Origin of the sequence: Erythrobacter sp. LQ02-29, assembly GCF_022576075.2 — a bacterium.
Lineage (GTDB): Bacteria > Pseudomonadota > Alphaproteobacteria > Sphingomonadales > Sphingomonadaceae > Alteriqipengyuania.
Map to the genome: position 1 here is coordinate 356,577 of NZ_JANCNT010000001.1, position 20,632 is coordinate 377,208.

The window sequence follows — 20,632 nt, forward strand, 5'->3', positions numbered from 1 at the left end:
GGTTGATCGGATTTGAACGCGCCGTCGCGTGCAATAGCCTTCCGGGGTTCAAGAGTCGGAAGGGTTCTTGGGAAGCCAAATGACCAGCATTCTTGCGTGCTCTTCCCCAATCGATGATGTGGACGAAAGGGCAGCTTTGCTACTCGTTCTTTCCCAAACGAGACGGTCAGCAAGTGGCCCAAAATCTTACATTGAAAAGGCGGCCCGTCCCGGAAGGGACGGACCGCCCGCCGAGTGACCTGGACCTGTCAGGAGGGGTCAGGCAGCCTGCTCGGCAATCTCGTCAGTTTCTACTGCGTTGACCGCTTCGTCTTCTTCGTGGTCGGACAATTCGCCTTCTTCGGAACCGGCGAAACGCATGATCGGCGGAACCCAAGCCTGCGCCCGCTTCTTGACCTCAGACTCGCCAATGAAGTTGCCGGAGAAGATGCGCTCGGCAGCGCTCGCCAATTCGGCCTTCTTCGATGCAGCGTAGCGACTGACCAGTTCGGGACCACCGGCAGCATCGAGTGCCTCGAGCGTGCGGGCCTTGGCCACGCGGTCGAAATAGTTGGCCGCCGTGGGACGCCACCAATGCGCGGTCTCGATTTCCAGGAGCGAGCCCAGAGCCTCATGCATAGGTACCGAGCGCTCGCCTTCGCAGGCCAGGCTCGCGACAAGCGTGCGCGAGACGACATGACCAAGCCAGGCCGAGCGCCCCTCGTCGGATAGTGCCCGGAACCTGGCAAACCGCTCAACATCGCTTTCGCCAGAGCGCCAGCTTTCATCGAGCGACCCGGCAAACTCGGCCAAAGCAGCACTCGCGGGCGCATCCTTGGCCTCGAACCCGGTAACCGGGCCGGAAGCAACCGAGCCGACCAGTGTCGACGCTTTCTTGGCGCGCCAGTCATGCCCATCGGCATCGGCGAGCGTGAAGACCAAGAAGTCGAGCGCCAATGCCGGATCGTTGGCGAGATGGATCGCCAGGATGTCGCGGCGCTGCATGGCCAGTTCGTCGAGCAGGCGCTGCGACAGCGAGCTCCCTTTAGTCTTCACCGTTCCAATGTTCTCGACTGCCTCGACCACACCTTCGTCAGCGATGACTTCGGTCTGAGTATAGAACTGCAGGACCAAAGTCGGTTCGCCATTGCGCGAGAGGACGAGGAAAGCTCCAGCCTCGGATTTCAGCTCATCGGCGAGTACTGGCGGCCGATCATTGAGCGCGCACATGGCGCGGTCGATCACCACGAGTTCCTGTTCGGCCTTGGCGACCTCGTCTTCGTCGCTGTCTTCGTCTTCGAGCACTGCGGCGACGCGGTCGTAGTCGGCCTCGAGCTCGCCAAGTTCCTTCGCTTCCTGTTCGGTCATCGGCGCAGGCTCGCATGGCAGACGGCCGAGACCTTCGACGAGGTCATGGCTGACGTAGTTGCCAAGCGTCGGGCGCACCCAGGCAAGGCCATATTCGAGCGCGGCCTTTTCTGCTGCTTCTTCCATGGCTTTGTGCGCGAGGTCTTCGAGCAGCGCGACATCGATCCAGCTCTCGCTGGCATCGTCGTCGAACAGTTCGCGTTCGATCCGCCCACCTGCGGCGAGGTAGGCATCGCGTCCGACGAGAACCGCTCGCGGATCGGAACCGCGCACCGTGGCATCAAGCACCATGCGGCGGATCGTATCAGGCGTGATCTGATACCAGGCATCCTGCAACTCGGCATAGACATGCGCCTGCCGCTCCACGTCGGAGATCGCGCCGTAGGCCTTGGCCATGTCGAGCGTGATCGTGCCTTCGGCGAGTGCTTCGAAGACGCAGGGTGCGAGACTTGCCAAACGCAGGCGTCCTTCGACGAAGCGGACGGTGAGGCCGAAGCGGCGCGCCACGTCTTCGGAGGTAGCCCCCGCCTCGATGATGGAAGCAAAGGCCTGCGCCTCGTCGGCCGGGTTCATCGCCAGACGCTGGAAGTTTTCGGCAAGGCTGGCTTCGCGCACTTCGCTTTCTTCGCCTTCGATGACGAGGCAGGTGACCTCGTGGTTCTCGGGCAAGGCGCCATCTTCGGCCAGCGCCTGCAGTGCAGCGAGCCGGCGACCGCCGGCCTCGACCTCGAACTTGCCGCGCTTTCCTTTGCGCACGACGAGGTTCTGCAGCAGGCCGCGCGCGGCGATGTCTGCCCGCAGCTGGAGGTCGGCCAGCACGTCGCTCGACTTGCGAACGTTGCGCGGGCTCGGGACGAGCTTCTTCAAGGGAATCGACTGGATCATGGGTGTTCTCCTGATGGAATGAAGGCGCAGGTGAGGATCACGAGGCCCACAAGCCCAAAGGGCTCCCTCCACTCTCATTCTGAGATTGGGGTCTGCCCGAGGGATCAGGCGGCAAGCGCGGGGAGAACCGACGAGGCATTCGACACCGGGACGAACAGGCGCGTGCGGTAGCGGATGATCTCGGTGAAGCAGCCTTTGCCCTTGTACCAGTCGAGCCGATCGGGCGAGAACCCGGTCAGTTCAAGCCGCTGTTCGCCGCCGACCAGCGATCGTTTGACGGTCAAGGCATCGTGGCTTGCGAGGCCCAGCGGCTTGCCGCTGGCGATGACGAGGTTGCCGATCTGCTCAGGCGCCGGTCCGGTAAATCCGGAAAGACCAAAGGTCTCGGCGATTGCGGCGAGATCGATATCGAGCACTTCACGCCCAATGATCGACTGGCCGTCCTCGGCAACGAGCCGGGTGACCCGAACATGATCGCCGGGCAGGCGCTTCCAGACCGGGAGCAATAGGCCGGTAGCAAGATGGACGCGCTCGGTCACCGGTGACTTGGCCGCTTCCTCTTCCTCGGCACGCCAGGCCCTCGTGAATGCGGTGACGCCAATTTCTTCCCAATGGCTTTCAGCGAGTGCCTCAAGCGTGCAGTTTGCAGACTTGAGCGGGCGCAGCAGGCGCCGACGTTCGATCACGGCGCCGTCGTCGGCGATGAGCCGTCGGGCCGGAACCGACAGTGCGACCTTGCCCGAGCGCGCATTTCGCATCGGGATCGCGCGCGGGCCGCCGATCTCGTGCATGCGTACGAGGCGCTGCAAGCGTAGAGGCCGAAGGTGCCTCGTTACTTCGAGCGAGACGAGGCGTGTCTCGGCTCCGGTCACGGGGTCGGTGCGGAGAAGTTCGTCGGCAAGGACCGTGAAGCGATCGACCCTGACGGTTTCCAGTCCCTGGTCGAGCGTTCCGGCTTCGCGTGCGGCTTCGATCCGCGCCTCTACCAACCCGAGATATTCGTCGAAGATTCCGTTCTGGAGCGCGATCGGCAGGGCGAGGATGCGGTTGAGCCAGCGCTGGATCGTGGGGAGATTGTCGGTCAGCCCGCCATCGGGGTTTTCGAGCCGGAGGCCGGTGCGCTCGACAAAGTTACTGAAGCTCGTGGCCTCGAGCTTGCCGTCATAGAGCAGCTGGAACCAGCGGCTGAGCGCGTTGCGCGCGTAATCGCTTTCGAGATTGTCGGCCGGGTCGAACAGGTTCTGCCCGCCGGTCTGGCGCTGGCCGCGCGTCAGCGCGCCCAATGCGTCGAGCCTTCGCGCAATGGTCGAGATGAAGCGGCGTTCGCCCTTCACGTCGGTGGTTACCGGCCGGAAGAGCGGGGCCGAGGCCTGGTTGGTGCGGTTGGTACGTCCAAGACCCTGGATAGCGTTGTCGGCGCGCCAGCCCGGCTCGAGCAGGAAATGAACCCGGCGCTGCTGGTTTCGGCAGCCAAGGTCGGCATGGTAGGAGCGCCCCGTCCCGCCCGCATCCGAGAAGACCAGGATGCGCTTGGTCCCTTCCATAAAGCTTTGCGCTTCGGCAACATTGGCGCTGGGGCTACGCCGTTCGAGGCGCTGCTGGCCATCGCGGCCCGATACCAGCCTTCGGGTCCGGCCCGTAACCTCGGCCACAGCCTCGGTTCCGAAATGCTCGATAACCGCATCGAGTGCTGTTGCGATGGGCGGCAGCGCGCAAAGCTGTTCGATCAGCGCATCGCGCGCGGCCACGGCGCGCGGACAGAAGACGGGATTGCCCTCCTCGTCGCTCATTGCCTCAGAGCGGAGATTGCCGTCGTCGTCGGCGAAGACCTGCATCAGGCGCACCGGGAAGCTCTTCGAAAGGTAGTCGATGACATATTCACGCGGGGACAGATCGATATCGAGCGCTTCGCGTTCTTCGTCGGACAGGTCGGCAAGGCGCCGGTCGAGCATGGCCTCGGCGGTCGAGACCAGCTGCACGACAACCGAATGCTCTTCGCCAAGCGCCGCTTCCATCGCGGGGATCAGGCTCGGCAGTTTCATCGAAAGCAGGAGCTGGGCAAAGAAGCGCTGCTTGGTGCCTTCGAAGATCGACAACGCTGCCGCCTTAGCGTTGCGATTGAGCGTATCGCCGCTGTCCTCGTCGACCACGCGGGTTGCTTCGAGCGCCGCTTCGAGATTGCGGTGAATGATTGCCCAGGCCTCGGCATAGGCATCGTAGATCCGTACCTGCGCTTCGGTCAGGCTGTGTTCGAGGATTTCGTACTCGACCCCGGCGAAGGACAGCGCACGGGCAAGGTAGAGGCCCTGGGCCTTGAGGTCGCGGGCGACGAGCTCCATCGCCGCGACGCCGCCAGCGCGGATCTCGGTCATGAACGCCTCGTGGGTCGGAAAAGCGGTCTCGGGTCCCCAGAGACCAAGCCGTGAGGTGTAACCGAGGTTGGCGATATCCGAAGCGCCAGTGGCAGACGCGTAGAGCACGCGGGCGCGCGGGAGATGGTTCTGCAGCCTGAGGCCCGCCATCCCTTGTTCGGAGCCCTTGACCTTGCCGCGGATTGAAGAGCCCCCGAGCGCATTGGCCATGGCGTGGGCTTCGTCGAAAGCGATCACGCCATCGAAATCCTCGCCCGCCCAGGCAAGGATCTGGTCGAGCCGCGTATCCTCGGCGCGGCCCGAGCGCAGCGTCGGATAGGTGACGAAGAGAATGCCTTCGGACATCGTTGCAGGGTGGCCAAGTTTCCAGCGGGAGAGCGGCTGGATGTCGAGCGGCAGCCCACCAAGTGCTTCCCAGTCGCGGCGTGCATCTTCGAGCAGCGCCTCGTTCTTGGTGATCCAGATATGGCGACGCTCGCCGGCGAGCCAGCGGTCCATGATGACCGCGGCGATCTGTCGTCCCTTTCCCGCTCCTGTCCCGTCGCCGAGGAAGAAGCCTTGGCGGTAGGCGTGGCCGTCGTTGGCAAGCTCAAGCGAGGTGCCTTCCTGGCTGACCTTGAATTGACCCGGAAGATCGCGCGCAAATGCCTGGGTAGCGTAGACCAGTGTCTCGCATTGCGCTTCGGACAAGAGGCCATTGGCCTGACAGCCTGCGGGAAGGCGCGGGCGAACGTCCGGCTGGGGCGCCGCGACCGAGCCCATGGCGACCGATTCCACGAGCGGAGTGGGATGGACCGGCGCGCCTTCGAACGTGATGCGACTGGGCCGGTAAGGTAGGTAGATGCCGGTCTGTTCGGGTACCGGCGCGGGGTCGGCCAAGACCGAATAGGCAAGATTGGTCGCATTCGCCCTGGCTGCTGGTGTCGCGGCGAACGGCGCCACCGGCCGAACCGGCGCGCTTTGGGTCGAAGTCTTGCAAACGAGGCGCACTGGCTTGCCGAGCGGCAGGCGATTGATGTTGGCGGAGGTCTGTACGCGCGGCGGAAGCGCAGTGATAAGCTCGTGGAGCGAGATGAGGTCGGCAGTATCTTCGGTGATCGCAGGCGAGGACGCAGTCGGCGTCTTATCGAACACAACCAGACGAACGGCGATCCCCGTCCCTGTCCGACGAAACATCTGCTGCAAGCGGACATTGAGCAGGAGCGATGCTTCGTCCTGTTCCTTGGCGAAGGTTGAAGCGTCGAAGCCTTCGGGCATGATCGCGACTATCCTCGCCCCAGCGGCTGACGCCCGAATTGCACTGCGCAGGTGGCGCTGCGCCGTCTCACCATCCCTGCCGCGTTCCTGGCTGCGGGCGAATGGCGGGTTCATCAGCACGGCCGACGGAACAGGGCCGCGAAGCAGGTCGGCGATCAGTTCCCCGTCATGCGCGGTGATCGGGGCCGCAGCGAAGATGTGGCCTAGGCTGTCTCGTCTTGCCGGATCGATCTCGTTGAGGAGCAGCGAGGCCTTCCGGACGCTGCCCCATAGGGCAAGCGCACCATTGCCGGCGGACGGTTCGAGCAGCGTGTCGTGCGCAGAGATAGCTGCGGCCCCTGCCATCAGCCAGGTCAGCATTGGCGGGGTCGAGAACTGCTGGAGCTCGACCTGTGCCTCGCTGCGAACATGCCGGGGCGGTAAGGCTGCTTTGAGCCAGTCGAACCGCGCTTCGGCTTCGTGCACGTTCGTCGCCAGATCGATCCGTGAGGACTCTCGCAGCCAGAGCAGTGCGCCGATCTCGACCGCGTTGTTGTAGTCATCGATGGTCCAGGCGCTTCCCCAGTCCATGACGCCGGTTTCCTCGGCGAACAGGCCGGCGATATCGGCGCGGGAAAGGTGACGTCCCGAAGCGAGAAGCTCGGCAATCCTGGCGCCGACGGCGTAAGCCAATGGCACTGACGACTGTTGCTCGCCGGCGGGAAACAGGTCTGATTGAAACATGGCGATTCGTCCTCCTGATGAGGGCATCGGGACACGCCCTCTGCCGGATCAGGAATTCGAGAAGCTCTCTCTCCTCTACCGCGCCGCTTTGCGGCGCAGCCATGCTGTAAGTTCATCGTTCCAGTCGGTGTCGCGTGAGTGTGGTTTGCGAACGTGGATCGTCCGCCCATCGCGGGCATAAGCGGCCAGGCCACGCGACGCGGCCAGCTCGCCGCCAGCATCGTGATCGACGAAGAGGTGAAGCTCGGTCACGCTCTCAGGCACGCTGACGAGACCGAAGCGCTCATTACCCAGGGTCGCCCAGACGGGGATGCCGGTGAGGGCATAAGCCGACATCGCGCTCTCGATACCCTCGGCGAGGCCGAGCTTCCCGGATGCCGGAGCGAAGAGGCGGACAGCAGCTTCACCAAGCGCGCCGAGCGCGCGCTTCGGCTTGTCGAAGCCAGCCTTGGTTGAGGCCTCGCTCGACAGGAACGTGCGGTGGATGGCGATCGAGCCCTCGTCGAGGCTGACTGCCGCGATCATGGCGGGCAGAAAGCGAGTGCGTCCCTTCGGACCAAGCGGCGTTCGTGGATGGAAGCGGAGCGCCGGAGATGCGGCGAGGATGCCGCGGCTTTCAAGATATGCCTTTGCCGGACTGGCACGCAGTGGCTGTGCATCGCGCCAGATCCTCAGCGCTACCGCCGAGGGTTTGCGGGTGCTGGTCGATTCGGGTTCGTTGGTGATCGCAGAACCTGAAAAAAGCGCCGGTGCCTCGAAACCTTCACGCGCCAGAGCAGCCAGCACGCTCTGCTGATCGCATCCCGCGAAACAGTGGAAGAGGATGGCCTGTCGGCCGAGCGACACACCGAGTGACGGCGTGCGGTCATCATGCGCGGGGCAACAGGCCATGCCCTTTGTGCCGGACCATTTGCCCCCTCGCGATTCGCAAATGCGACGGGCGGTCTCGGCAAGCGACCGGTTGGGATGAGTTTGGACAGATAGGGACATGCGAGCTCCTCAGCATGCAAAGTGGCCCCCTCATCAGCGTTCCTCTCCTCTCCCGAAGGCAGGCATCCACAGGTTTCCTACAGGCATATGTTCTCTTTATGTTCCATTGTGATTCGAATCAATGGAGCACCACTCGAGATGACCTCTCTCAATTGTCGGACCGCGATAGCGGTCGCCTGCCTGGGGATGATCGCGACCTCCTCCCAGCAAGTCCGCGCCCAGGATTTCACCCTGTTCGAGCACGCGATCGTTCCGCCGAAGACGGACCAGCAGCCGGCTAGACAATATCTTCCTGCAATCTACCCGGCCGGGCCAGCAGACGTATCCTACCGGGAAGGCCTGTATATAGCGGCGATAGCCGAGGCTGAACGCCGCTACGGGCTTCCGACCAACCTGCTTCGTGCTCTTATCTGGGCTGAGTCCCGCTTCAATCCGATGGCTGTGAGTCCAGCTGGTGCTGCCGGGCTTGCTCAGCTTATGCCAGCCACGGCGCGAGAACTGGGCGTCCGGAACCGTCATGACCCTCTTGCATCGATCGACGGTGGCGCCAGGTACCTTCGCGACATGTTGGACCGGTTCGACGCGGTCCACCTGGCCTTGGCTGCTTACAATGCGGGCCCTGGTGCCGTCTCCCGATCACGCGGCATTCCGAAAAATGGTGAAACGCCGCAATATGTCCGGACTGTGTTGGGACGTTGGCAAGCAATTGGTACGTACAATTGACGAAACTACCTGATTTCCGGCTATTGTCTGAAATCATGTGCCGGAATGAAGACGGACAACGCTAGTGAGTGAGACCCCCGGTGAGCCGTTCGACTTTCGCAAGGCGTTGAAGGCACAAAAGCGCCGGAAGCTGAGAAAGGAGATCGCATTGGGTTTGGGAGCATTCGCGATTGTATTTGCTGGAGGGATGCTGGCATTCACCTGGCCAGTCCATGATGCCAATCTTGCTAACGACGATCAGCAGCCGCAGGCTTTATTCCAGCAAGCGAGCTCCCCACAATTCGACATCTGCGGATCGATCCGGCGCACATGCGTCGTGGATGGAGATACTTTCTGGCTTGATGGCGTGAAGATCCGCATTGCCGACATCGACACTCCCGAGATCAGCGAGCCTCGTTGCGACTATGAGTACCAACTCGGCATGCGTGCGACGCACCGCCTTGTCGAGTTGCTGAATGCCGGGCCCTTTGAACTGAGGACCATCGGGAACAGAGATGAGGATCAGTACGGTCGCAAATTGCGGGTTGTTACGCGCGGCGGCCGCTCGCTTGGCGATCAGCTGGTCAGCGAAGGCTTGGCGCGAACCTGGACCGGGAGACGTGAACCATGGTGCTGAACCGCGACCAGGAATTGTGGGCGGTCGCGCTCTGGGTCGAAAAGAACCATGGCAAAGAGGGACCCGCGTATATCGCGCAGCAAATCGAGCGGCTATTCAACGAAGGGGACGAAGCAGGCATAGCAACGTGGAAGACTGTTGCTGAGCGCTTCGATCAGCTTAGCTGCCAAAGCCCTACGAGCTGAGGCTCAGCACGATGCGGAATTGGCTTAAAGTCTGGGGCATCAGAATTGAGTTCGCCTTGCTCGCGTCAGTGTCCCTGATAGGGCTAGTCCTGAGCCTTCGGTCCTGCATTGGCTGAGAAAAAATTCCTTCTTCCGATCAACCCTTCGCAAACTTTCCCACGATGACCTTTCCTCCTGTCCGGAGCTCATCGAGGTAGTCGCTCCACCATTGAGCCATGCGCACCCGCTCGTCCCAATGTTTGCCGCGATGGTAGATGCCACGCACGACATTGCTGTCGCCATGTGCCAGGGCGCGCTCGATCGCATCCGGATTCCAGAGTCCCGACTCGTTCAGGAATGTCGATGCTGTCGCCCGGAGTCCGTGCGCGGTGACTTCTTCCTTCGAATATCCCATGCGACGGAATGCGGCATTGAGCGTGTTTTCACTCATGGGACGCTTGGAGCTGCGCGCAGACGGGAAGACATAACCTTCGCGGCCGAGCATCTCGGCCAGATCAGTAAGATAGCCTCTAACCTGCTTGGAAAGCGGGACAGCATGCGCTCGACGCGCTTTCATTTTACCGGCAGGAATTTTCCAGACCCCATCGACAAGGTCGATCTCATGCCATTCGGCGTGCCGGAGTTCGCCGGGGCGCACGAACACATGCGGCGCGATCTGCAAAGCTAACTTCGTCACCATGTAGCCAGTGAAGTCGTCGATTGCGCGCAGCAGCCCGCCTAACTCGGTGGGCTCAAGGATGGCTGCATAATGCGTGGCTCTCGGCGTTACGAGAGCACCCTTCAGCATACTGGTCGGATCGGATTTGCAGCGGGTAGTAGCGACACCGTAGCGAAACACGCGGCCTGCGAACGAGCGGCATTTCTTCGCAGTCTCGTGCTTGCCAGTGGCTTCCAGTCGTTTGAGAGGAGCCAGGACTTCGAACGGCTCGATCTCGTTGATGGGTCTGTTCCCGATGGCAGGCGCAAGCTTGTCGAGGAAATAATTGGCCTTGACGATCGTGCCATCGGCACGGCCATTCTGGACCATCATCTGTTCGATATACTCACGTGCGACTGCCTCGAACGTCTGTGCAGAAAGGAACTCGGCGCGGATTTTCCGCTTCCGCTTCTCAAAGGCCGGGTCGCCGCCAGAAGCAACAGTTCGTCGTGCCTCGTAGGCTTCGTCTCGCGCTTGCTTGAGACTGATGTCTGGATAGCTGCCGATGCAGAGCTTCTTTTGTGCGCCGCCGATCCGGTATCGGAATCGCCAAAGTTTGCCGCCGGTCGGCGTGACCTCAACATATAGGCCGCGCTCATCGGTTACCTTGTACGGCTTATCCTTGGGCTTGAGTGCGCGGAGGCGAGTATCTGTCAGCGGCATGTGGGGGCCTTTTCATCTGGGCCTTTGCGAAACGGCCTCAAAAGGCCCACAAAAGTGTCTGGAACCCCCGAGAACAGGCGGGACGATCCGGAACGATCCAAGGGCCAAATCCCTAGGATTTCTGCGGGTTTTATAGATTATTTGGGAGAACGTGAGAAGAACAAATGGTGCCCAGAAGAGGACTCGAACCTCCACGCCCTTGCGAGCGCCGCCACCTGAAGACGGTGCGTCTACCAATTCCGCCATCTGGGCACGAAATCGCGATCCGGTCTTCCAACGCCGATCGCGGGTAGGCGCGGGCCACTAGCGAAGGTGACCGGGGGCTGTCAACGGACTTCGACGCGGTTGCCGCAGGTGCTTGCGAGCGGCGACGCCATGCGGCATGGCGCGCAGGCACTTACCGCAGCACGCAGGACCGGCCCATGCCCACACGCGATCCCCTTTACGGCCAGCTCGTCACCGTCTTCGGCGGTTCGGGCTTCATCGGTATCCACCTCGCCCAGCAATTGCTGGAGCGCGGCGCCCGGCTACGCGTGGCCAGCCGGCATCCCGAAGAGGCCTGGTCGCTGAAGCCGCTCGCCAATCTCGGCCAGCTGCAGTTCGTGCGCTGCAACGTGCTGGACGAACGCAACGTGCGCGCCTGCGTCGACGGGGCCTATGGCGTGGTGAACCTGGTCGGCAGCTTCGAGGGCAATCTCGAAAAGCTGATGGGCGATGCCGCCGGAATGATGGCGCGCGCGGCGAAGGAAGCGGGCGCGCGGGCGTTCGTCGAGGTCAGCGCGATCGGGGCCGACCTCGAGGCCGAGAGCGAATATGCCTATGCCAAGGGGCTGGGCGAGGAAAAGGTGCGCGCGGCGTTTGCCGAGGCGACCATCATGCGTCCTTCGGTCGTGTTCGGCGAGGATGGCGGGATCGTGAAGATGTTCGCCGACCTCATCCAGATGATGCCGGTCCTCCCGGTGTTCGCGCCCGAAGCGCCGATGCAACTGGTCCATGTGGACGATGTCGCGGAAGGGATCACGGCGGCGCTGGTCGATCCGGGAACGCATGGCGGCAAGATCTACGAGCTGGCGGGACCGGAGAAGGTCACGATGATGCAACTCAACCGCCGCATCGCCGAGGCGCAGCGCCGCAAGCGGCTGTTCGCGCCGATGCCCGATGCGGTCGGCAGCTTCTTCTCCGCCCTCCCCGGCTCGCCGATGGGACCGGATCAATGGAAGCTGCTGAAGGCGGGCAATGTCGCCAGCGGCCAGCATCCCGGCCTGGCGAAGCTGGGGGTGGAGCCCAAGCCGCTGTCGCTGTTCCTCGACCGGATGATGGTCCGCTATCGCAAGCACGGTCGTTTCGCCGACCGGACGGGGATCGCACCCGGCACGAACTGAGAGGGTGCTAGCCGGCCGCTAGACCTGCGGCGCCTCCCCCTGGGTGATGAGGTTCACCGGCTCCACCAGCAGCACGGAGCCTTCCGTTCCGGTGATCCGCACGCGCTCGCCCGGCTCCATGTCGACGCCGCGCGCCATCCATTCGCCGTCGGCGTAACGCACCCGGCCGCTGCCGCCCTCGATCGCCTGAGTGACGACCGCGGTCTGCCCCACCATGCGTCCGGTCGGCTTGTTGAGCAGCGGGTCCGAACTGACGATGGGGCTGTCCGACAGGATGCGGCGCGCCGAATAGACGGAGATCAGCGCCAGCGCGACGAACTCCACCACCTGTAACGCGAGGCCGACATCGTAGATGAAGGCAAGCCCGCCGGTGATCAGCGCCGCGACGGCAAGCCAGATCAGATAGACGCCGGGCACCACCAGCTCCAGCGTGGCGAGTACCAGCCCGATCACGATCCAGACGATATAGGGTTCGACCCCGTCGAGCATGGCCGCTTGCCTTTCCTAGCCCCGGTCGCCGGTGCGCGGCACGCTCGCCCGCTCGCGCCCGCGCGGCAGCGGCGTTCCCACATCGGCGCGGGTCGTAACGTCGCTATCGCCGGTGATCCCCTTCACCAGTTCCCCGATGCCGCCCAGCGAACCGATCAGCTGCGTCGCCTCCACCGGGAACAGGATCGTCTTGGCATTGGGGCTGTCGGCGAACTTGCCGATCGCTTTGGTGTATTCCTGCGCCACGAAGTAGTTGATCGCGCCGTTCCCGCCCGAAGCGATCGCATCGGACACGACTTGCGTCGCCTTGGCTTCCGCCTCGGCGGCGCGTTCGCGCGCCTCGGCATCGCGGAACGCGGCCTCGCGCTTGCCCTCCGCCTTCAGGATGGCGGACTGCTTGTCGCCCTCGGCGCGCAGGATGTTTGACGCCCGGTCGCCTTCGGCCTCGAGGATTTCGGCACGCTTCAGCCGCTCCGCCTTCATCTGCCGCGCCATCGCCTCCGATATGTCGATCGGCGGGCGGATGTCCTTGATCTCGACCCGGGTGATCTTGACCCCCCAAGGGGAGGTGGCGTGATCGACCACGGACAGCAGTCGCGCGTTGATCTCGTCGCGCTTCGACAGGGTTTCGTCCAGGTCCATGCTGCCCATCACGGTGCGCAGATTGGTGGTGGTGAGCGCCATGATGGCGTTGTTCAGGCCTGAGACCTCGTAGGCCGCCTTGGCCGCTTCCAGCACCTGGAAGAACACCACCGCGTCGACGCCCACCATGGCGTTGTCCTTCGTGATGATCTCCTGCCCCGGAATGTCGAGCACCTGCTCCATCACGTTGATCTTGTGACCGATGCGGTCGATGAACGGGGTGATGATGTGCAGGCCCGGTTCGGCCGCCTTGGTGAACTTGCCGAAGCGCTCGATCGTATAGACGTAGCCCTGTTTCACGACGCGCACCGCCATCAGCAGGAAGATGACCAGCAGCGCGACCAGCGCGATCAGAATATATTCCATTGGAAACCGTCCCTTCTCTCCTTCGCATCGTAGCGCCGGGGGGCGGGCGGGCAAGGAAAACCGGGCCGCGCGACACGCAAAAACGCCAGCCGGATGTAGGGAGATGTTAAGCCGCCCCGTCTAGGCGCACGCGACGCGCGTGATGTGCGCCGCGGCGGAAGAAAAAATGATCTGATGGGTCGGGTGTTGCAAATCGTGGACAGGCTGTGGCGCACCGTGTCGATCCCGCGTGCCCTGGCGAGCGACTACGCCGGTTTTCGCGCACGCATCCAGGGCAGCACGGCATTGCCGAAGATGATCATGGCGACGCTGGTCATGTGCGGCCTGGTGCCGATCGACCTGATTGTCATTCCCGACGTGTCCTGGCTTTCGCTTATCGTGCGGTTGGGGATCGCCCTGCCGCTCGGTATCGCCGCATGCATCCTCGTGAACCGGCACCGGCGTTCGCTGGCGATCGTGCAGTCGACCTACTGCGCCGTCTCGATCGCCTACGGCACGCTTGCCTGCATGCTGGTGACCGCTTCAGCCAGCCCCCTCGCCCCGGTCTACATGACCGCCAACAACCTCACGATCGTATTCGCGCTCCTGATCCTGGGCCTGCCCCCGCGCTGGGCGACCGCGCTGGCCGCGTCTATCGTGCTGACCCAGAGCATCGCCCTCGCCCTCGCCCCATTCACCACGCCGAAGCTGTTCCTGTTGGTCACCGGGCTGTCGCTTACCATGGTGGGAGTCGGGCTTTTCGGAAATGTGGTGCTCGATCGCGGCCAGCGGCTGCGCTTCCTCTCCCGCCAGCGCGACGAGCGGCGGCTGCACGCGCTGGCATCGCAGAACGCGCTGCTGGAGCGACTTTCCGCTCTCGACTTCCTGACGGGCCTGTCCAATCGGCGTGTGTTCGACGCCGTGCTGGCTTCCGTCATGGCGGAGACTCCCGCAGGCGAGACGGTCGCTCTGGCCATGATCGACATCGATCATTTCAAGGCGTTCAACGACACGCTCGGCCATCAGGCGGGCGACGAAGCGCTGAAGCATGTCGCAGCCGCGCTCGAGCGGGTTTCGCGCCACAACGACCTGGTCGCCCGCTATGGCGGGGAAGAATTCGCGGTCGTCATACCCGACACGCCCCCGCATTCGCTGGATCTGATCGGTGCGCGGCTACGCGCGGCGGTGGAGAACGCCGCGATCGCCCATCCGGCGAGCCCGTCGGCCCAGTACATTACGGTTTCGGTCGGGATCGCCTATTGCGACGCGCGCGGATCGGTCGCGGCGCTGGTCAGTGCCGCCGACCGTGCGCTGTACCGCGCGAAGAAGGAGGGGCGGAACCGCGTCGCGATCGCTCACTGCGACGGCAGCGAGGCGGCATCGCCGATCCAGCGGCTCGCCTGAGCGGCGCTTGCCGCATCAATCGCTGGCAATGGTCCCGCCGTAGAGGGCCATCAGGCGCGACCACGCCTTCTCCGCTGCCGATTTATCGTAGCTTGGGCTGTCGATCACGGTCCAGCCGTGGTCGGCGGGGTAAACCTCGATCTCGGCCGGCACGTTCGCGGCGGCCGCCGCCTCTCGCAGCGTGGTCTTTGCCTCCGGATCCTTTGCATCGTCGTTCTGCGCAATGGCGAAGAGATAGCTCGCCTGCGTGCGGCCCAGCATGTTGTGCGGGCTTTTCGCACCGTCGCGCACCAGTCCGCCGCCGTGGAAGCTGGCGGCGGCGCGGATCCGCTCGGGCACGGCAGCGGCGCTCCACACGGTGAACGGTCCGCCCATGCAATAGCCCTGCGTCCCCACGCCCTTGCCGGTATCGACCGCGTCCTGCCGATCGAGCCACGCGATGTACGCACTCGCATCGCGCATGATATTGTCGGCGGTCAGCTTCTCGCGCCACGGCCCGACCTTCTCGAACCCGTTGTCGCCGGCAAAGGCGGAGAAATCGGCGAACTGTTCGCCCGATACGTCGCGGTAATAGGGATTGACCGCGAGCACCGCGTAACCCTCGCCTGCCAGCCGCGCGCTCATGCGGTAGAACGCCTCGCGCAGCCCCGCGATATCGGGCCACAGCAGCACCGCCGGATGGTTGCCCGACGCGGGATGGACGAAGAAGGCGTCGGCCTTCCCGTCGGGCGTGTCGATGGTGACGTTGGAACGGGTGAGTCCGTCCGAACCGCCTGCAGCGGTGCTTTCGCCGTCACCACCCGATCGGTCGTTCATCCCGGTGCAGGCGGCCAGCGCCGCAGTGCCGCCCAGAGCCATGGAACCGGTGCCGAAACGGCGGCGATCGAGTCCCTTCAGCCGGGCAAGATCGGTCTGGTCGCACATGCTCGTCTCTCCTTCGCCTCGTCCGCGCCAGAGCATAGGGACAGGTGCGAACGGCGCAAGGCGTCAGCCGCGAAAGACGACCGTGCGGCTGCCGTTCAGCAGCACCCGCTCCTCCAGATGCAGCCGCACCGCCTCGGCCAGTACGCGCCGCTCTATGTCGCGGCCCTTGCGGACCAGTTCGTCGGGCGTGTCGGCGTGGTCGATCGGTTCCACGTCCTGGTGGATGATCGGGCCCTCGTCGAGATCGGCGGTGACGTAATGCGCGGTCGCGCCGATCATCTTCACCCCCCGCGCGTGCGCCTGATGGTAAGGCTTCGCGCCCTTGAACCCGGGCAGGAAGGAGTGGTGGATGTTGATGCAGCGCCTCGCGAGATGCGCCGCCTGTTCGTCCGAGAGGATCTGCATGTAGCGCGCCAGCACCACCAGCTCGGCCCCCGTCGCCTCCACCAGAGCGCGCACCCGCCCCTCCTGCTGCGCTTTCGTCTCGGCGGTCACGGGCAGGTGATGGAACGGGATGTCGCCGATATTGGCGTGGTCGAGCGCGCTTGCCGGGTGGTTGGAGACGATCGCGACCGGCTCCATCGCCAGCTCCCCGATGCGCCAGCGATAGATGAGATCCGCCAGGCAATGATCGAACTTGCTGACCATCAGCAGCACCCGGCGCGGGCGGTCGCGCCCGACCAGCCGCCAGCGTGCGCCGATCCGGTCCGCCAGCGGGGCGAAGGCGGCGCGCATCGCTTCCGCGTTTCGCTCGCCCGGGTCGAACTCGACCCGCATGAAGAAACGGTCGGCGGCGCGGTCGTTGAACTGCTGCGCCTCCAGGATATTGCCGCCGCGTTCGAACAGGAAGCCCGCGACCTCGGCGGTCAGGCCCGGCCGGTCGGCGCAGTCGAGCGTCAGGATCAGCGGGCCCGCCATCGCCATCAGCGCCGGGTGAGCGCGTCCTCGCTTTCGCGCATCAGCGTGGCGACGATGTCGGCGACCGGCTCCTCCGCCTTGACCATGCCGACGCTCTGCCCCGCCATCAGCGATCCGTTCTCGACATCGCCGTCGATCACCGCGCGGCGCAGCGCCCCGGCCCAGTAATGCTCGACCTGCAATTGCGCCTCGGCCATCGCGATTTCCTCGCGGTCGAGCCGTCCGGCGATCTCGCGCTGGGTGCTGGTGAACGCCTCGGTCCCCTTGTTCTTGAGGGCGCGCACCGGGATCACCGGCAGACGCCCGTCGACCTGCACGCTGGCGATCGCGTCGCGGGCATTGGCGCGGAAGAACGCCTTCTTGAAATCGGGATGGGCGATGCTCTCTGTGGCGCAGGCGAAGCGGGTGCCCAGTTGCACGCCGCAAGCGCCCATTTCGAGATAACCGGCGATCGCCGAACCGCGACCGATGCCGCCGGCGACGAAGATCAGGTGCTCTTCGGCCAGCTCGGGCAGCATTTCCTGCGCCAGCACGCTGGTGGAAACCGGGCCGATATGGCCGCCCGCCTCCATCCCCTCGATCACCAGCGCGTCGGCCCCGGACCGCAGCAGCTTCTTCGCCAGCGCCAGCGTCGGCGCGAAGCAGATCACCTTGGCCGGGTTCTCGCCGCCCTTGATCGCTTCAACGCTGCCCTTGGGCGGAATGCCGCCCGCCAGCACGACGTGGGTCACGCCATGCCGCTCGCACACCGCGATCAGGTCGAACAGGTCAGGATGCATGGTAATGAGGTTCACGCCGAACGGCTTGTCCGTCCGCGCCTTCGTCTCCGCGATTTCCGTATCGAGCAGGTCGGGTGTCATCGCGCCGCAGGCGATCACGCCGAAGCCGCCTGCGTTGGAGATGGCGGAAACGAGATTGCGCTCGCTCACCCAGCTCATCGCGCCGCACAGGATCGCGTGCTCGCTGCCGAGGAATTCCACGCCGCGCGCCATCAGCGCGTCTGTCTTGGGATAGGTGCTCATGGGGTCGCGCCCTATTACGCAGGGCTGCACCCGGCAAGCGGAACCCGCCGCGATGCGCCCCGTTCGAACGGCATGACCCAGCCCTACGAAACGCTCGACCGCCTGTTCCTCGCCGGTGAATGGACCGCTGGCGAAGGCGACGAAATGACCAATCTGTGCCCGTGGGACGAAAGCACGATCTTCACCGTGAAGGGCGCGAGCGAGGCGCAGGTCGACGCCGCCTGCCGCGCCGCCGCCGAGGCGCAGGCCGAATGGGGCGCCACTCCGCCCGCCGCGCGGGCCGAGGCGATGCAGAAGATCGCCGGCATTCTGGAGGCGCGCAAGGACGAAGTCGCCCAGTGGATCGTGCGCGAGGTCGGCGGCACCCGGCTGAAGGCCGCGCTGGAGCTGCAACTGGCGACCGCGGTGGCCAAGAGCGCGGCGGCGCTGCCCTACATGGTCGAGGGCTCGATCCTGCCCGAGGACATTCCGGGCAAGGAATCGCGCGCCTACCGCCAGCCGGCGGGTGTGGTTGCGCTGATCTCGCCCTGGAATTTTCCACTGCAGCTGACCGCGCGCACGCTGTTCCCCGCGCTCGCCGTGGGTAACGGTGTGGTCGTGAAACCCGCGAGTGACTCGATTGTCACCGGCGGCACGATCTTTGCCGCGATCTGCCAGGAAGCGGGCCTGCCCAACGGCCTCGTCAGCGTGCTGCCCGGCGGCGGCTCCACGGTCGGCGAAGCGCTGGTGAGCCATCCAATCCCCGCGGTCGTCTCCTTCACCGGCTCCACCCCGGTCGGGCGCGGTGTGGGCAAGGCGGCGCTCGATTCCAAACGGATCAAGCCGGTCGAGCTGGAGCTGGGCGGCAATTCGCCGATCGTCGTGCTGGACGATGCCGATCTCGACCGCGCGATCGAGGCGAGCGTGTGGGGCAAGTTCATGCACCAGGGCCAGATCTGCATGATCGCCAACCGGATAGTGGTGGAAGACGCGATCTACGACCGGTTCGTGGAAGGGTTCGTGGAGCGGGTGCGGCAACTGCCGGTCGGCAAGCGCGAGGACCCGGCCTGCTTCATCGGCCCGATCGTCAATCGCGACCAGTTCGACAAGGTCACCGACCTGATTGCCAAGGCGAAGGAAGAGGGCGCGAAGCTCGCGCTGGGCGGCGATGCCGACGGGCTCGTCCTGCCGCCGCACGTCTTCACCAACGTGCCGGAGGACAGCTGCCTCGTCACCGAGGAAATCTTCGGCCCCGTCGCCCCGATCCAGCGAGCGCGGGACGAAAAGCACGCGCTCGAACTCGCCAATGCCACCGGTTACGGCCTGTCGAGCGCGGTCTTCAGTGCCGACGAAGGTCGCGCCTTGGCCTTTGCGAAGCGGGTCGAGGCGGGAATGACTCACATCAACGACCAGACGGTGAACGACAGCGCCTTCGCCCCGTTCGGCGGGGTGAAGAATTCGGGCATCGGGCGCTTCAACGGTCGCTGGGCGATCGACGCCTTTACCACCACGCGCTGGATCTCCGTCCAGCACGACCCGCGCCCGTACCCCTTCAGCGCGGACGATCTGGGCTGACGCCACATCACTCGCCGGGAACGGGGTCGCGGCGAAGCGCGTATCTGTTCTCATGGCTGGCAAGCAAAACGGCACCGGCGACGCCGAAGACACCGCGGGTGGCGACGATCACGCGCTCAGCCCCGGCAAGCCCGGATCGCGCCACGACGCCTATGCCCAGCTGGCGGATCGCTTCGCCAGCGGCGCGGCGATCCCGCTGCCCACCTTCCTCCACGGCCAGGCCCGGCGCGAGCATGTGCGCGCCTGCATTCTGGAAGATCACGCCACCCGGATCGACGCGCGCGCACAGGGGACGCAGGAGAAGTTCGAGGAGCTGGCAGGCGACCTCTACAAATATTTCCGCGGTACCGCGCTCGGCTTCTACCGGGACATGGCGGGGATGGACGCGGCGCGGCCCAAGGTGCTGCTGCTGGGCGATGTGCACCCGGGCAATTTCGGCGTCATGCCCAATGCCGACAACGTTCCGATATTCTCGGTCAACGATTTCGACGAGGTCGCCTACGGCCCCTATAGCTGGGACCTGAAGCGGGGGGCGGCGGGCTTCATCCTGGCCGCGAAATGCGCCGGCGGGCTGAAGCGCAAGCAGCGCCGCCGCGTCGCGAAATGCTTCGCCAAGGGCTATATCACCGGGATGAAGCACTTCGCCGACGGGGCCGACCCCAACGACGACGTGTTCCGCATGGACAATGCGCCGCCCATAATCTGCGACCTGTTCGACGACGCGATGGAAAACCGGGCGGACTGGCTCGCCGACGATCACCAGAACGAGACCCGCAAGGGCTTCTCACCGAGCAGTTCGCGCGAGCCCGTCACCAGCGGGCGCGACGAATTCCAGGGCTATCTCGACGAGCTGGCGGAGCGCAACGGCATCGAGCCCGGTGGCCGCTTCGGCGAATTACGGGTGAAGGACGTCGCGCATGTCTACGGGAAAGGGTGCGCCTCGCTCGGCCTGACGCGGTTTCACATCATGATCGAGGGGCCGGAGAAGGACGGCACCGACGACCTCATCGTGGAATTCAAGCTGTCGCGCCTCTCCGCGCTCGACGGGCTCGCCCCGCACGGCGATCTCGATACCGGTGCGCGGGCTCACCGCGTGGCCGAGGGGCAGCGGATCCACATTCCCAATGGCGACGTGTTCTACGGCGCGGTGGAGATCGACGGCGAGAGCTACATGACCCGCGAACGCGCGCCGTTCCGCGACGATATCGATCAGAGCGATCTCGATTACGACGGCTGGCGCGACTACGCCCACGCCTGCGGCCGCGCCCTTGCGCTCGCCCACGCGCGCAGCGACGATGCGGGCGCGATCGATTACGACATAGAGCCCGCCATCCTGGAAGACATGGCACCCCACCACCTGTTCATCCACGACGTCGCCTGCTTCGCGGAAGAAGCGGTCGACCGGATGAAGCGCGACTGGAAGGCCTATCGCAAGGATTACCGGCGCGGCGCCTTCACCCGCCGGTTCGAGCGCTATGGCTAGCGCCTACCGGC

16 protein-coding genes and 1 tRNA gene are annotated in these 20,632 nt (G+C 64.7%); 7 read left to right on the forward strand and 10 right to left on the reverse strand.

What is annotated here, in order from left to right:
- Window positions 1-258: 258 nt before the first annotated feature.
- From MKP08_RS01745 to MKP08_RS01755, 3 genes are all read right to left on the reverse strand, one after another.
- Window positions 259-2,232, reverse strand: a complete 1,974-nt coding sequence (locus tag MKP08_RS01745) for a ParB/RepB/Spo0J family partition protein (protein ID WP_241555501.1) — start codon at window positions 2,230-2,232, stop codon at window positions 259-261.
- Window positions 2,233-2,336: 104 nt separating this feature from the next.
- Window positions 2,337-6,584 (reverse strand): strawberry notch family protein, encoded by a 4,248-nt coding sequence (locus MKP08_RS01750; RefSeq protein ID WP_241554635.1) that lies wholly within the window; start codon window positions 6,582-6,584, stop codon window positions 2,337-2,339.
- Between the two features lie 75 nt (window positions 6,585-6,659).
- On the reverse strand, window positions 6,660-7,574 hold the full coding sequence (locus MKP08_RS01755) for a toprim domain-containing protein (RefSeq protein WP_241554636.1): 915 nt from the start codon (window positions 7,572-7,574) through the stop codon (window positions 6,660-6,662).
- A 138-nt stretch (window positions 7,575-7,712) separates the two neighbouring features.
- Here MKP08_RS01755 and MKP08_RS01760 point away from each other — a divergent pair, with 138 nt between their 5' ends.
- The 3 genes from MKP08_RS01760 to MKP08_RS01770 all read left to right on the forward strand — a co-directional run bounded on the left by MKP08_RS01760 (window position 7,713) and on the right by MKP08_RS01770 (window position 9,098).
- On the forward strand, window positions 7,713-8,297 hold the full coding sequence (locus MKP08_RS01760) for a lytic transglycosylase domain-containing protein (protein ID WP_089217359.1): 585 nt from the start codon (window positions 7,713-7,715) through the stop codon (window positions 8,295-8,297).
- Window positions 8,298-8,361: 64 nt separating this feature from the next.
- Window positions 8,362-8,913, forward strand: a complete 552-nt coding sequence (locus MKP08_RS01765) for a thermonuclease family protein (RefSeq protein WP_241554637.1) — start codon at window positions 8,362-8,364, stop codon at window positions 8,911-8,913.
- A complete protein-coding gene (locus MKP08_RS01770; protein ID WP_241554638.1) occupies window positions 8,904-9,098 on the forward strand; it encodes a hypothetical protein in 195 nt (64 codons plus the stop codon). The genes MKP08_RS01765 and MKP08_RS01770 overlap by 10 nt, the downstream gene beginning before the upstream one ends.
- Window positions 9,099-9,234: 136 nt before the next feature.
- Here the strand turns inward: MKP08_RS01770 and MKP08_RS01775 are convergent, their stop codons facing one another.
- Together MKP08_RS01775 and MKP08_RS01780 are read right to left on the reverse strand one after the other, a co-directional pair.
- Complete coding sequence (locus tag MKP08_RS01775; RefSeq protein ID WP_241554639.1) at window positions 9,235-10,458, reverse strand: integrase arm-type DNA-binding domain-containing protein; 1,224 nt, start codon at window positions 10,456-10,458, stop codon at window positions 9,235-9,237.
- Window positions 10,459-10,623: 165 nt separating this feature from the next.
- Window positions 10,624-10,710: transfer RNA gene (locus tag MKP08_RS01780), tRNA-Leu, on the reverse strand.
- Between the two features lie 170 nt (window positions 10,711-10,880).
- Here MKP08_RS01780 and MKP08_RS01785 point away from each other — a divergent pair.
- A complete protein-coding gene (locus MKP08_RS01785) occupies window positions 10,881-11,840 on the forward strand; it encodes a complex I NDUFA9 subunit family protein (protein WP_241554640.1) in 960 nt (319 codons plus the stop codon).
- Window positions 11,841-11,858: 18 nt separating this feature from the next.
- On the opposite strand, the gene MKP08_RS01790 is transcribed toward MKP08_RS01785, so the two are convergent.
- Both MKP08_RS01790 and MKP08_RS01795 read right to left on the reverse strand, forming a co-directional pair.
- Entirely contained in the window at window positions 11,859-12,329 is a 471-nt protein-coding gene (locus MKP08_RS01790; protein ID WP_241554641.1) for an NfeD family protein, read from the reverse strand.
- Between the two features lie 15 nt (window positions 12,330-12,344).
- Complete coding sequence (locus tag MKP08_RS01795; protein WP_241554642.1) at window positions 12,345-13,337, reverse strand: SPFH domain-containing protein; 993 nt, start codon at window positions 13,335-13,337, stop codon at window positions 12,345-12,347.
- A 174-nt stretch (window positions 13,338-13,511) separates the two neighbouring features.
- Here MKP08_RS01795 and MKP08_RS01800 point away from each other — a divergent pair, with 174 nt between their 5' ends.
- Window positions 13,512-14,720, forward strand: a complete 1,209-nt coding sequence (locus MKP08_RS01800) for a GGDEF domain-containing protein (RefSeq protein WP_241554643.1) — start codon at window positions 13,512-13,514, stop codon at window positions 14,718-14,720.
- Window positions 14,721-14,735: 15 nt separating this feature from the next.
- Here MKP08_RS01800 and MKP08_RS01805 read toward each other — a convergent pair whose 3' ends face one another.
- The 3 genes from MKP08_RS01805 to MKP08_RS01815 all read right to left on the reverse strand — a co-directional run bounded on the left by MKP08_RS01805 (window position 14,736) and on the right by MKP08_RS01815 (window position 17,584).
- Complete coding sequence (locus MKP08_RS01805) at window positions 14,736-15,644, reverse strand: dienelactone hydrolase family protein (protein ID WP_241554644.1); 909 nt, start codon at window positions 15,642-15,644, stop codon at window positions 14,736-14,738.
- Window positions 15,645-15,707: 63 nt separating this feature from the next.
- Window positions 15,708-16,562 carry a formyltetrahydrofolate deformylase gene (gene purU, locus MKP08_RS01810; RefSeq protein ID WP_241555502.1) on the reverse strand — a complete coding sequence of 285 codons (855 nt, stop codon included), beginning with the start codon at window positions 16,560-16,562 and terminating at the stop codon, window positions 15,708-15,710.
- A 5-nt stretch (window positions 16,563-16,567) separates the two neighbouring features.
- Window positions 16,568-17,584, reverse strand: a complete 1,017-nt coding sequence (locus tag MKP08_RS01815) for a nitronate monooxygenase family protein (RefSeq protein WP_241554645.1) — start codon at window positions 17,582-17,584, stop codon at window positions 16,568-16,570.
- A 72-nt stretch (window positions 17,585-17,656) separates the two neighbouring features.
- Here MKP08_RS01815 and MKP08_RS01820 point away from each other — a divergent pair, with 72 nt between their 5' ends.
- Both MKP08_RS01820 and MKP08_RS01825 read left to right on the forward strand, forming a co-directional pair.
- Window positions 17,657-19,138 (forward strand): aldehyde dehydrogenase family protein, encoded by a 1,482-nt coding sequence (locus MKP08_RS01820; RefSeq protein ID WP_241554646.1) that lies wholly within the window; start codon window positions 17,657-17,659, stop codon window positions 19,136-19,138.
- A 52-nt stretch (window positions 19,139-19,190) separates the two neighbouring features.
- A complete protein-coding gene (locus tag MKP08_RS01825; RefSeq protein WP_241554647.1) occupies window positions 19,191-20,621 on the forward strand; it encodes a DUF2252 domain-containing protein in 1,431 nt (476 codons plus the stop codon).
- Window positions 20,622-20,632 lie beyond the last annotated feature (11 nt).

Coding starts and splice junctions, on each gene's coding strand:
- MKP08_RS01745 (WP_241555501.1), bottom strand. CDS start 2,232: ATGATCCAGTCGATTCCCTTGAAGAAGCTCGTCCCGAGCCCGCGCAAC.
- MKP08_RS01750 (WP_241554635.1), bottom strand. CDS start 6,584: ATGTTTCAATCAGACCTGTTTCCCGCCGGCGAGCAACAGTCGTCAGTG.
- MKP08_RS01755 (WP_241554636.1), bottom strand. CDS start 7,574: ATGTCCCTATCTGTCCAAACTCATCCCAACCGGTCGCTTGCCGAGACC.
- MKP08_RS01760 (WP_089217359.1), top strand. CDS start 7,713: ATGACCTCTCTCAATTGTCGGACCGCGATAGCGGTCGCCTGCCTGGGG.
- MKP08_RS01770 (WP_241554638.1), top strand. CDS start 8,904: ATGGTGCTGAACCGCGACCAGGAATTGTGGGCGGTCGCGCTCTGGGTC.
- MKP08_RS01775 (WP_241554639.1), bottom strand. CDS start 10,458: ATGCCGCTGACAGATACTCGCCTCCGCGCACTCAAGCCCAAGGATAAG.
- MKP08_RS01785 (WP_241554640.1), top strand. CDS start 10,881: ATGCCCACACGCGATCCCCTTTACGGCCAGCTCGTCACCGTCTTCGGC.
- MKP08_RS01790 (WP_241554641.1), bottom strand. CDS start 12,329: ATGCTCGACGGGGTCGAACCCTATATCGTCTGGATCGTGATCGGGCTG.
- MKP08_RS01795 (WP_241554642.1), bottom strand. CDS start 13,337: ATGGAATATATTCTGATCGCGCTGGTCGCGCTGCTGGTCATCTTCCTG.
- MKP08_RS01800 (WP_241554643.1), top strand. CDS start 13,512: ATGGGTCGGGTGTTGCAAATCGTGGACAGGCTGTGGCGCACCGTGTCG.
- MKP08_RS01805 (WP_241554644.1), bottom strand. CDS start 15,644: ATGTGCGACCAGACCGATCTTGCCCGGCTGAAGGGACTCGATCGCCGC.
- purU (WP_241555502.1), bottom strand. CDS start 16,562: ATGGCGGGCCCGCTGATCCTGACGCTCGACTGCGCCGACCGGCCGGGC.
- MKP08_RS01815 (WP_241554645.1), bottom strand. CDS start 17,584: ATGAGCACCTATCCCAAGACAGACGCGCTGATGGCGCGCGGCGTGGAA.
- MKP08_RS01820 (WP_241554646.1), top strand. CDS start 17,657: ATGACCCAGCCCTACGAAACGCTCGACCGCCTGTTCCTCGCCGGTGAA.
- MKP08_RS01825 (WP_241554647.1), top strand. CDS start 19,191: ATGGCTGGCAAGCAAAACGGCACCGGCGACGCCGAAGACACCGCGGGT.